The 11,737-nt window shown below is 40.5% G+C and carries 8 protein-coding genes and 5 tRNA genes; 1 reads left to right on the forward strand and 12 read right to left on the reverse strand.

Annotated elements, in window-relative coordinates:
* Positions 1-722: 722 nt before the first annotated feature.
* The 11 genes from ppiD to C7Y70_RS19000 all read right to left on the reverse strand — a co-directional run bounded on the left by ppiD (position 723) and on the right by C7Y70_RS19000 (position 10,340).
* Positions 723-2,627, reverse strand: coding sequence for a peptidylprolyl isomerase (ppiD, locus tag C7Y70_RS18950; protein WP_135476505.1), 1,905 nt, complete (start codon positions 2,625-2,627; stop codon positions 723-725).
* Between the two features lie 170 nt (positions 2,628-2,797).
* On the reverse strand, positions 2,798-3,100 hold the full coding sequence (locus C7Y70_RS18955; protein WP_290209683.1) for an HU family DNA-binding protein: 303 nt from the start codon (positions 3,098-3,100) through the stop codon (positions 2,798-2,800).
* Positions 3,101-3,284: 184 nt separating this feature from the next.
* Positions 3,285-5,645, reverse strand: coding sequence for an endopeptidase La (lon, locus tag C7Y70_RS18960; protein ID WP_135476507.1), 2,361 nt, complete (start codon positions 5,643-5,645; stop codon positions 3,285-3,287).
* A gap of 148 nt (positions 5,646-5,793) precedes the next feature.
* The gene (gene clpX, locus C7Y70_RS18965; protein WP_099296534.1) at positions 5,794-7,077 is read right to left on the reverse strand and encodes an ATP-dependent protease ATP-binding subunit ClpX; all 1,284 of its coding nucleotides are present in this window, start codon (positions 7,075-7,077) and stop codon (positions 5,794-5,796) included.
* 136 nt (positions 7,078-7,213) lie between these two features.
* The gene (gene clpP, locus C7Y70_RS18970) at positions 7,214-7,834 is read right to left on the reverse strand and encodes an ATP-dependent Clp endopeptidase proteolytic subunit ClpP (RefSeq protein ID WP_099296535.1); all 621 of its coding nucleotides are present in this window, start codon (positions 7,832-7,834) and stop codon (positions 7,214-7,216) included.
* Between the two features lie 165 nt (positions 7,835-7,999).
* Positions 8,000-9,304, reverse strand: coding sequence for a trigger factor (gene tig, locus C7Y70_RS18975; protein WP_099296536.1), 1,305 nt, complete (start codon positions 9,302-9,304; stop codon positions 8,000-8,002).
* A gap of 409 nt (positions 9,305-9,713) precedes the next feature.
* Positions 9,714-9,790: transfer RNA gene (locus C7Y70_RS18980), tRNA-Pro, on the reverse strand.
* Between the two features lie 73 nt (positions 9,791-9,863).
* Positions 9,864-9,940 (reverse strand) — tRNA-Pro (locus C7Y70_RS18985).
* A gap of 19 nt (positions 9,941-9,959) precedes the next feature.
* Positions 9,960-10,035 (reverse strand) — tRNA-His (locus C7Y70_RS18990).
* Positions 10,036-10,059: 24 nt separating this feature from the next.
* A tRNA-Arg gene (locus C7Y70_RS18995) sits at positions 10,060-10,136 on the reverse strand.
* Positions 10,137-10,263: 127 nt separating this feature from the next.
* A tRNA-Pro gene (locus C7Y70_RS19000) sits at positions 10,264-10,340 on the reverse strand.
* Between the two features lie 345 nt (positions 10,341-10,685).
* Between C7Y70_RS19000 and folD the strand changes: the two genes are divergently transcribed.
* The gene (gene folD / locus C7Y70_RS19005) at positions 10,686-11,540 is read left to right on the forward strand and encodes a bifunctional methylenetetrahydrofolate dehydrogenase/methenyltetrahydrofolate cyclohydrolase FolD (RefSeq protein WP_099296537.1); all 855 of its coding nucleotides are present in this window, start codon (positions 10,686-10,688) and stop codon (positions 11,538-11,540) included.
* Between the two features lie 39 nt (positions 11,541-11,579).
* On the opposite strand, the gene C7Y70_RS19010 is transcribed toward folD, so the two are convergent.
* Positions 11,580-11,737 (reverse strand): IS3 family transposase (locus C7Y70_RS19010; protein ID WP_167850849.1); only part of this gene is annotated, 158 nt, incomplete at its 5' end.

Below are 11,737 nucleotides of genomic sequence, written 5' to 3' on the forward strand. Positions count from 1 at the left end.
GATTTAATATCAATACATTAGGGCGTGTTGACCTTTGTGGATTGAAATTTGTTCAATCTAGGGGCGATTTAATCGCGGCGCGAGGTTTGTAACCTAGCGGGCTAAGTAAAAACCGAGCAACAAAGAGTCAATCGCCCCTAGGAAAAACCCTTTGGGCAGCGCATGTTTGGCATTTATACTGCGTTATCGCCTATTTATGGGGAACAACCACACTGCATAGGCGCTGCCTTGCCTAAATACCAAACATACTGCTGCAAAATTAATCACGAAAGGTCAACACGCCCTAGTACATCTCTTAACCAGAGTTCAGGTTACTTACCTGAACTTTGGGTAATAAAGCTATCTATAGCGGCTACTTTCAATGCTACCTGCGTTGAATTGACATGCAATAGGCCAGCTATTGACGCGTAAATTGGCCTGTTATCGCTAGTAGTGCCCGACTGAAGCCGGATAAATACCTTTGTTATTTGATATCAATATATTACTTAAGAACATGGCTAAAGTCCCTTTAGAGCTAATATTTGACTTAAACACTTACCCTTTTACATGCGCTAAATAAGGATTGTAGTTCGACGATAGATTTCCTCTTTACTAACACAACAAGAAAAACTTTAAAAATATCACTTCTAATAATGTAGCTCTTGTTTAGTGCGTCATTCCCATTAAATTTTAGGCATAAAAAAAGCGCCTCGCGGCGCTTTTTAATAATTAACTAAACTTTTTTACTCAGCAGTTGTTGCTTGTGCTGGCAGGTTTAACTCTGCTTTAGCTTTTAATGCATCAATGAAAACCATGTAGTTTTTATTTACTTGGCTCATAGTAATGTTTTGCTTTTGCTGTGCTTCAATTTCACCTTGAACAGTGCCATTCGTCACTGACTTAAGTGCAACAATTGCAGCATCACCATTATTAAGCTCTACTTTATCAACAACAGGGTTCCCTTCAGGGCGAGCCATTTTAAATACTTGCTGAACAATCGCAGGTGAAACTGTGAATGCTTGACGAGTAAGTGCTGCTTCATTACGAACCTCTAAACCTTGTTCAGATGCAAGTGTAGTTAAGGTCTTGCCTGATGAGATTTCTGCAAATAGTTCAGACGCCTTTTCTTTTGCGAGCTCAGATGCTTTTTGACTAACTAAACGAGCTTTGATTTGTTCAGACACATCATTTAATGGCTTAGTCGCAGCTGGTACATACTCGCTAACACGAACAATAACAACACGCTCATCAGCAATTTCTATTACTTCTGAGTTCATACCGTCTTCAAGCACATCTGGTGAGAAAATAGCACTCATCACCGCTGGTGTATTTAATGGCTCTGGTAAAGCATTGCGTGCAAGTAAAGGGGTTGTTGTCACTTCAACATTAACAACTTCTGCTGCATCAACTAAGTTATCTGACATTTCAAATGCAACTTCACTCATTTGTGTTTGCTTCTCATAGAAAGCATTCACTTTTTCAGTGCGCTCAAGCTCTGCACGTAAATCCGCTTTCACATCATCGTACGCCTTAGTTTGTTGGCGCTGGATATCTGTTAACTGGATAATATGATAGCCAAATTCAGATTCAACCACATCTGTGAACTCACCCGTTGCATTGAGTGCAAATGCCGCCTCTTCAAATGCAGGATCCATCATGTCGCGTTCAATCCAATCTAAATCACCGCCCATTTCAGCGCTGACAATATCATCTGATGACGATTCAGCTAGTGCTGAAAAATCAGCGCCTTGTTGTAATTGTGCTAACAAGTTTTCTGCTTTACTTTTTGCCGCATCATCGTCTTCACTGTTATCGATTAATATATGTGATACACGACGTTTTTCTGGCTCTAAGTATTGTGCACTGTTTTGCTCATAATACGCTTTTACTTGCTCTTCAGTGACATTACTTTGTAAATTTAATTCAGCCGCATTTAAGTCAATATAGCTAACCGCTACTTGTTCTGGAGCCATAAATTGTGAAGTATTAAGGTCGTAGTAATCAGTAATTTCTTGCTCGGTAACTTCTACACCTTCTTGAAGCGACTCTTTACTGATTACAACGTAATCAATCGCACGTGTTTGCTGTTGAAGAGCAACAGTGCTCGCCAACTCGTTATCAAGCGCAAAGTCCGTTCCCGCTACAGCAGAAATAAGCTGGCTGCGCGTCATATCTTCACGAAGAAATTCACGAAATGCATCCGGTTGGAAATTCATCTGACGAATAACTTGCAAGTAACGGTCGTTATTGAACTGACCACCAATTTGAAAGTATGGTAATTCTAAAATTGCTTTTTTAACACTGTCATCGCTTACTCGAAGGCCTAACTCGTGAGCAAGTTGTGTTTGCAACTCTTGCTGTACTAGGCGATCAACAACACCTTGGCGAATTTGCGCCATGTAATTTGGATCAGCAGAAATTTGTGCGAAGTATTCGCCAAATTGCTGTTCTAATCGATTACGCTCATTCTGGTATGCACGGCTAAATTCTGTTTGGCTGATTTTAATACCATTTACTTCAGCAACTGGCTGCTCTGTGGTCTGACCTAAGTAACCACCGATCCCTGCTAAAGCAAAAGATAAAATCACTGCACCTAAAATAACTTTGGCTACCGGTCCTTGCGAACCTTCTCTGATTTTCTCAAGCATTTATTTATCTCTATTCTATTCTGAGGCAGAAATCGCCTAGCTCATGTAAAAAAAGCGTATCTTACCAGATACGCTTTTTTTCTTGAAGCTGTTGGCGATAAAGATAGCTGTTTGTGCTAAAAAGCGACGAGCTTCTTTAACTGCCAAAACTAACTCATTGAAAACAATAATTAGCTATTACATGCATCTTTAAGCGCTTTACCCGCTTTGAAAGCTGGGATAGTTGCTGCGGCGATTTGAATTGTCTCGCCAGTTTGTGGGTTGCGGCCTGAACGCGCTGCACGTTCACGTACAGAAAAAGTACCGAAACCTACAAGTGCTACTGAATCGCCATCTTTAAGAGCGCCAGATACAGACTCGATGAATGAATCTAGTGCACGACCTGCAGCCGCTTTAGAAATGTCAGCGTCAGCTGCGATTTGATCGATTAATTGAGATTTATTCACAATATCATCCTCTTTCATTGTTATTATCAAGAGCGATTGTTTTTTAAACTAACATCACTGTTTTGAAAATTTGGAGCAAACTATTTCATGCTCATACGATTATATTTTTTCTTAAGCCTAGGCTACATAAGGCCTAGGCTTGAAAACCAGTGCTTAACTTATCATACCATCTGGATTTGAAAAGCCCTTTAAAGCACTTTTTTTAGGTTTTTTACTGGTTTTTAGCCGTTTCGACTGAAAAACTTTCAACTGGGTGCACAAGTGCTAATTTTAAAACCTCATCAATCCATGTAACGGGGTGAATATCAAGGCCTGCCAACACATTGTCAGGGATCTCTTTTAAGTCACGTTCGTTAATTTTTGGGATGATAACGGTTTTAATTCCACCACGATGCGCCGCCAATAATTTTTCTTTGAGGCCACCAATTGGTAATACTTCACCACGTAGTGTTATTTCACCAGTCATCGCTACATCTGCTTTTACTGGATTACCCGTTAAGCTGGACACTAAACCAGTGACCATTGCAGCACCTGCACTTGGCCCGTCTTTTGGTGTAGCACCTTCAGGTACGTGTACATGGATGTCACGCTTTTCATAAAAATCATCATTAATACGGAAGGTATCAGCACGGTTACGTACTACAGTCATCGCCGCTTGAATCGACTCTTGCATTACATCACCCAGTGAACCCGTATAACTTAACTTGCCTTTACCTGGTACAGCTGCGCATTCGATTGTTAATAAATCGCCGCCTACTTCTGTCCACGCTAGACCTGTTACTTGACCGATGCGGTCACCATCTTCAGCTTTACCGTAATCAAAACGCTGCACACCTAAGAAATCTTCTAAGTTTTGCTCATCGATAGTGACTACTTTTGTTTCTTTCTCAAGCAAGATGTTCTTTACAGCTTTACGGCATAATTTAGACACTTCACGTTCTAAGTTACGTACACCGGCTTCACGAGTGTAGTAGCGAATAATACCGACGATAGCACTGTCTTCTATTACAACTTCGTTGTTTTTAAGACCATTGCGTTTGATTTGCTTTGGAATTAAATGTTCTTTAGTAATGTTTAGTTTTTCATCTTCGGTGTAACCCGATAAACGAATTACTTCCATTCTGTCTAATAATGGACCGGGAATATTAAAGCTATTTGATGTAGCAACAAACATAACGTCTGATAAGTCGTAATCAACTTCTAAGTAATGATCCGCAAAATGGCTGTTTTGCTCAGGATCAAGAACTTCCAATAGTGCTGATGCTGGGTCGCCACGCATATCAGACGACATTTTGTCGATTTCATCTAATAAGAATAATGGGTTTTTAACGCCCACTTTACTCATATTTTGAATCAGTTTACCTGGCATTGAACCGATATAAGTACGACGATGGCCGCGTATTTCAGCTTCATCACGCACACCACCTAGCGCCATACGAATATACTTACGACCAGTTGAGCGAGCAATCGACTGCCCCAATGAGGTTTTACCAACACCAGGAGGACCCACTAAACACAAGATCGGACCTTTAAGTTTATTAGTACGCTGTTGAACTGCGAGGTATTCAATAATGCGTTCTTTAACTTTATCAAGACCATGATGATCGCTATCTAAAATCTTTTGCGCGCCGGCAAGGTCTTTTTTCACCTTAGAGCGTTTTTTCCATGGTACGTTAATTAGCGTATCAATATATGAGCGCACAACAGTGGCTTCAGCCGACATTGGCGACATCATTTTTAACTTAGCTAATTCAGAATTGGCTTTTTCTTGTGCATCGCTGCTCATACCTGACTCTTCAATACGCTTTTTCAGCGCTTCAAATTCATCGGGTACGTCATCAAGTTCACCTAGTTCTTTTTGAATAGCCTTCATTTGCTCATTGAGGTAATACTCACGTTGAGATTTTTCCATCTGCTTTTTGACGCGTGTACGAATTTTCTTCTCAACTTGCAATAAGTCTATTTCACCTTCCATCAACGCCATTAGGTATTCTAGGCGTTCAGTAACATCGGCGATTTCAAGCACTTTTTGTTTTTCGGGTACTTTCAATGGCATATGTGCAGCCATTGTATCAGCAAGACGTGGCGCTTCATCAATACCACTTACAGAGGTTAATACTTCTGGTGGAATTTTTTTATTGAGCTTTACATAGCCTTCAAATTGACTGATCGCACTGCTGATAAAAATATCTTGTTCTTGCTCTTCTATTTCTTCAGAGCTGATAAACTGCGCATTCGCTACAAAGAAATCTTCGTTATCAACGAAATCTTCAAGTTTTGCGCGCTGAATACCTTCTACCAGTACTTTTACAGTACCGTCAGGCAATTTTAGCAGCTGTAAAACAGTGGCAATTGTACCAACACGATAGATATCGTCTCGCTCTGGTTCATCTACTGTTGCGTCTTTTTGCGCAACAAGGAAAATTTGTTTGTCTTTATCCATTGCCGCTTCAAGGCATTTAATGGATTTTTCGCGGCCTACAAAAAGCGGGATCACCATGTGCGGGTATACCACAACATCGCGCAGTGCCAGCACCGGGATTTCGACTCGATCTGTTCTCTCAAGCGTCATTATATTCTCTTCGCTCTTCATTTATTTTAATGATTACTCAAGTATATGGGGATAACCTAAGTAAAGTTCAACAATTTATGTCATTTGTAAGAAAAAATTATAAAAAAAGGAGCCTTAGGCTCCTTTTTCAATTATTAGTGATTAAATTTCACTCTGATGCAGCTTTATCTTGGCTGGCACTTTGGTAAATCAAAATTGGGTCTGACTCACCTTTGATAACCGTTTCATCAATAACCACTTTGCTGACTTCTTCCATAGATGGAAGTTCATACATGGTATCGAGTAGTACGGCTTCAACAATTGAACGCAAGCCACGTGCACCCGTTTTACGTTCCATTGCTTTATGAGCAATAGCGCGTAAAGCATCTTCACGAAACTCAAGTTCCACGTCTTCCATACCAAATAGTGCGCTGTACTGCTTAGTCAGTGCATTTTTAGGCTCATCTAAGATTTGCACTAATGCAGCTTCGTCTAACTCGGTTAAGGTAGCAACAACAGGTAAACGGCCAATAAACTCAGGGATCAAACCGTACTTAACTAAATCCTCTGGTTCTACGTCTTTAAATGTTTCACTCAAAGAGCGACTCGCAGCCGACTCTTTAACGCTAACACCGAAGCCTATGCCAGTGTTTTTATGGCTACGTTGCTCAATTACTTTATCAAGCCCTGCAAATGCACCACCACATATAAATAAGATTTTAGAGGTATCAACCTGCAAAAATTCTTGTTGTGGATGTTTACGACCGCCTTGTGGCGGTACTGATGCAACAGTGCCTTCAATTAATTTAAGTAAGGCTTGCTGTACACCTTCACCTGATACATCGCGGGTAATTGATGGGTTATCAGATTTACGTGAAATTTTATCGATTTCATCAATATAGACGATACCACGCTGTGCTTTTTCTACGTCGTAGTCACACTTTTGCAATAGCTTTTGAATGATGTTTTCAACATCTTCACCCACATAACCGGCTTCGGTTAGTGTCGTTGCATCTGCCATTGTAAATGGTACATCAAGTAAGCGTGCTAATGTCTCTGCCAATAATGTTTTACCACTACCTGTTGGGCCGATAAGCAAAATGTTACTTTTACCAAGTTCAATATCAGATGTTGTATTTTGATTACGTAAGCGTTTGTAGTGGTTGTATACCGCTACCGACAATACTTTTTTAGCGTGCTCCTGACCAATAACGTAGTCATCTAAATGATTACGAATTTCTTTTGGTGCAGGCAGCTTATCAGACGTATTGTGCTTTGGCGCAATGTCTTTGATTTCTTCCCTGATAATATCGTTACACAGCTCAACACATTCATCACAAATGTATACTGAAGGGCCTGCAATTAGCTTACGAACTTCGTGCTGGCTTTTGCCACAAAAAGAGCAGTATAACAATTTATTACTTTTGTCGCCGTCTGTAGGAGTGTCAGACATTCAGCTACCTCATCTTATACGTTGGCTGCCAAAATTAGTGGCAGCTATTTTAATACGCTTAACTATACCAAAAAATAATGGTTTTCACAGTGTAATCAACCTAAGCTAGTACTTGAGATACTAGCTTAGTGACTTTTTACTTACTGTCGCGATTCGAGAACACTGAATCAACCAGGCCATATTCAACAGCTTGGCTAGCGCTCATAAAGTTATCACGATCTGTATCACGTGAAATAATGTCTAATGGCTGACCTGTATGCTCTGACATTAAACGGTTAAGCTTGTCTTTAATAGACAGGATTTCTTTGGCGTGTATTTCAAAGTCAGACGCTTGACCTTGGAAACCACCTAATGGTTGATGAATCATCACACGTGAATTAGGCAAGCAGTAACGCTTACCTTTTGCACCAGCTGTTAGTAAGAATGCCCCCATGCTAGCCGCTTGGCCAACACAGATAGTGCTTACATCTGGCTTAATAAAATTCATTGTATCGTAAATAGCCATACCTGCAGTTACTGAACCGCCCGGTGAATTTATGTATAAAAAGATATCTTTATCAGGGTTTTCAGATTCTAAAAATAGCATTTGCGCTAAGATTAGATTTGCCATGTTATCTTCAACTTGACCCGTTAAAAAAATGATTCTCTCTTTTAATAGTCTCGAATAAATATCATACGAGCGCTCGCCTTTTGCTGTCTGTTCAACAACCATTGGAACTAATGCATTTAGAGGATCTGTAATACCAGTGTTATTCATACTTATTCTATTCCTTATGCGCTTATACTTGTCTTATTTTATGAAAAGCATAGTTATCTTTTTGGCAAAATTGAAGGCCACAAACTAAAATGGCTCGGGCACGCTGTATAATACAGAGTAACACGAGCCATTTAATCGTTAGCGAGGACTTAAGTCAATGACTTATTAAGCACCTTGCTGTGGATTCATGATGTCATCAAATGCTTTTTCAACGTCAGACACGGTTGCTTTTGCTAAAATAGCTTCAACTGCTTGCTCTTCCATTGCTACATTACGCATTTGCTGCATAAGTTGATCATTTGCTTTGTAGTATTCTACTACTTCAGTTGGATCTTCGTATGCTGATGCAACATTAGCGATTAACGCTTCAACTTTAGCGTCATCTACTTTGATCTCGTTCGCTTTAATTACTTCGCCTAGTAGAAGGCCAGTTTTAACGCGCGTTACAGCTTGCTCATGGAACAGTTCAGCTGGAAGCTCAGGCATGTTTTTAGCGTCGCCACCAAAACGTTGTGCTGCTTGCTGACGTAGTGCATCAATTTCTTGATCTACTAACGCTTTAGGCACATCAATTTCATTGTTAGCTAAAAGACCTTTGATAGCTTGGTCTTTCACGTTAGCTTTAACCGCTTGGTCAAGTTCACGTGTCATGTTCTTTTTAACTTCTTCTTTAAGTGCGTCAACGCCACCTTCAGATACACCGAATTTAGTTGCGAATTCTTCGCTAAGTTCAGGAAGTTCTTGTGCTTCAACTTTCTTCACAGTGATAGTGAATTGAGCTGCTTTACCTTTAAGATTTTCAGCATGGTAATCTTCAGGGAACGTTACATCAGCAACAACTTCTTCGCCTGCTTTTTTACCTACGATGTTATCTTCAAAACCTGGGATCATACGACCTTGGCCAAGTTCTAGTGGGAAGTCTTCAGCCTTACCGCCTTCAAATACTTCACCATCGATTTTGCCTTCGAAGTCAACCGTTACACGGTCATTTTCGCCAGCAGCAGCATCAACATCAGCCCATTCAGCATGTTGCTTACGAAGTGTTTCTAGCATGTTAGCTAAATCTTCGTCAGTTACGGTAACAGCTGGTTTTTCTACAGCAATCTTGTCTAAACCTTGAACTTCAACTTCAGGGTAAACTTCAAATGTTGCAGAGAATTCTAAATCTTTGCCAGCTTCTAACGCTTTAGGAGCGAAAGTAGGTGTACCTGCTGGGTTGATTTTTTCAGCTACGATTGCTTCGTAGAAGTTACGCTGCATTAGTTCACCAGCAACTTCTTGACGCACTGCGCCACCATAACGTTTGTTGATTACAGACGTTGGTACTTTACCTGGACGGAAACCATCAATACGCTGGGTTTTAGACAGTTGTTGTAAGCGTTTTTTTACTTCGGTCTCAACGTTCTCTGCAGGAACGGTGATGGTCAGACGGCGCTCAAGGCCTTGAGTCGTCTCAACAGAAACTTGCATGATTTACCTCAATCTTCAATTTTGGCGACTGTTCGCCTTCCTTACAAACACGGTGATCACTATGCGTTTTGGCACGTTCAAAGTCATTTAATGACTTATCAACCCCATCTCCACTATAAGATACCAATGCTGCTCTGCCCTTCGGGCACTATGTTAAACAATAGACGCGGCATTATAACCTAATATTTATGATAGTCGAGTCTAGGGGGCAATTATTTGGTTAGATAGCGCATTATAAAAGGTGATAGGATAAAAAACAGGCGTTTTAGATAGCAATTTTTAAGCGCATTTGATTTTTTGAATAAAAATAATGAAATGGTTTTATAAAATATAGTATGAAGAATTTTTATTATTTGTGTTTTGAAGAAATTATAAATTTAATATCACTTAACTTTAGAGGTAAAGAAAGTGGTCGGCGATGCAGGATTTGAACCTGCGACCCCTTGGACCCAAACCAAGTGCGCTACCAAACTGCGCTAATCGCCGATATATGAAGAATTAACTTCTTTTTTTCTGTGAACACTTAAACTGAGAATTTAAGACCATTTCCTAAAGAAAGTGGTCGGCGATGCAGGATTTGAACCTGCGACCCCTTGGACCCAAACCAAGTGCGCTACCAAACTGCGCTAATCGCCGATATTCTTTTTTTGTAAATTGGGGTGACTGATGGGGCTCGAACCCACGACAACCGGAATCACAATCCGGGGCTCTACCAACTGAGCTACAATCACCACGGCATTTACTTGTTTTCGAAATGGCGCACCCAGAAGGATTCGAACCTTCGACCGACGCCTTAGAAGGGCGTTGCTCTATCCAGCTGAGCTATGGGCGCATCGAAAACTTCATAGCAAACCAATAAGCTACTTTATTTAAAAAGTGATCAACAATGCAGAAATTAAACCTGCGACTGAATTGGGTATACCCAAACCAATCTTGCTACACTTTAAAAATTTAAAAAGTGGTCGGCGATGCAGGATTTGAACCTGCGACCCCTTGGACCCAAACCAAGTGCGCTACCAAACTGCGCTAATCGCCGATGCTTACTATTGTCTGCGAGTGACCTCGTTGACAACGGGGTGCATAATAGTGATTTGACTGGATTAGGTCAAACCTTTTTTTAAGAAAATAAATCAATCGGTCATTTTTAGTTCACAATGCCTAAATATTGTAAAAATAAGCTAAAATTTCAACTGTTTTATTTAATTGTGCTGCATATCTAAAAAAAGCAACTTGGCGCTTTGGTGCTTTTCTGCGAAAATAGACAGACTAAATAGCAAGACAAACAGTGCTGGTTAAAGCCAGTCTCGTTTACCCCTTAAAAAACGATTGTTTCTTGCTATGTATCGGTTTCAAGTTAACTAACCCTAATTAAAGGTCACCCATGACGGCAAACATCATCGATGGTAAGGCAATAGCTAAACAAGTACGAAGTGCAGTAGCAGAGAAAGTAAGTGAACGAGTAGCAAATGGATTACGTGCTCCGGGGCTTGCGGTTGTACTTGTAGGACAGGACCCTGCGAGTCAAGTCTATGTTGGTTCAAAGCGCAAAGCCTGTGAAGAAGTTGGTTTTGTATCAAAATCATTTGATTTACCTGCTGATACATCAGAGCAAGCACTGTTAGATCTAGTCGATGAGCTAAATAATGATAAAACAGTAGACGGTATTTTAGTTCAATTACCTTTACCTGAAGGCCTTGATGCAGAAAAAATTCTTGAGCGTATTACGCCATTAAAAGATGTGGATGGTTTTCACCCTTACAATATCGGCCGTTTAGCACAGCGTATGCCTGCATTACGCCCTTGTACACCTAAAGGGATTATCACATTACTTGACTCAACAGGCGTTAAATATAAAGGAATGCACGCTGTAGTTGTTGGTGCATCAAATATCGTTGGCCGCCCGATGGCATTAGAGTTATTACTTGCAGGTTGTACTACAACGGTGTGCCATAAATTTACTCAAGATTTAGAGACGCATGTGCGCCGTGCTGATTTGCTGGTAGTTGCGGTAGGTAAACCTGAGTTTATACCGGGTGACTGGGTTAAAGAAGGTGCGATGGTTATCGATGTCGGTATTAACCGCTTAGATACGGGCAAACTAGTGGGTGATGTACAGTATGATATAGCTGAACAAAAAGCACACTTCATTACGCCTGTACCTGGTGGTGTTGGGCCAATGACGGTTGCAAGCCTGATTGAAAACACGCTAGAGGCCTGTGAGAAATACCACAGTTAATAAATAAAAAATGTCCCGTCCTGAAATAGGTTGACGGTTTTAATGAGAGACTTGGTGTGAAAGCGCCAGGTCTTTTTTATGCACTTGATTTGGTGTTTCCATTCCCAAACTCAAATGCGGTCGTATTTCATTGTATATGAATATTGACTCTTCAACGAGTCGTTTTAACTCTTGTATATTGCGACATGTATAGAGTA

Source organism: Pseudoalteromonas sp. KS88 (genome assembly GCF_004766475.1).
Taxonomy (GTDB): Bacteria; Pseudomonadota; Gammaproteobacteria; order Enterobacterales; family Alteromonadaceae; genus Pseudoalteromonas.

What these genes read in the sequence shown, in the direction of transcription:
- ppiD (WP_135476505.1), bottom strand. Translation starts at nt 2,627, where the DNA reads ATGCTTGAGAAAATCAGAGAAGGTTCGCAAGGACCGGTAGCCAAAGTT.
- lon (WP_135476507.1), bottom strand. Translation starts at nt 5,645, where the DNA reads ATGACGCTTGAGAGAACAGATCGAGTCGAAATCCCGGTGCTGGCACTG.
- clpX (WP_099296534.1), bottom strand. Translation starts at nt 7,077, where the DNA reads ATGTCTGACACTCCTACAGACGGCGACAAAAGTAATAAATTGTTATAC.
- clpP (WP_099296535.1), bottom strand. Translation starts at nt 7,834, where the DNA reads ATGAATAACACTGGTATTACAGATCCTCTAAATGCATTAGTTCCAATG.
- tig (WP_099296536.1), bottom strand. Translation starts at nt 9,304, where the DNA reads ATGCAAGTTTCTGTTGAGACGACTCAAGGCCTTGAGCGCCGTCTGACC.
- folD (WP_099296537.1), top strand. Translation starts at nt 10,686, where the DNA reads ATGACGGCAAACATCATCGATGGTAAGGCAATAGCTAAACAAGTACGA.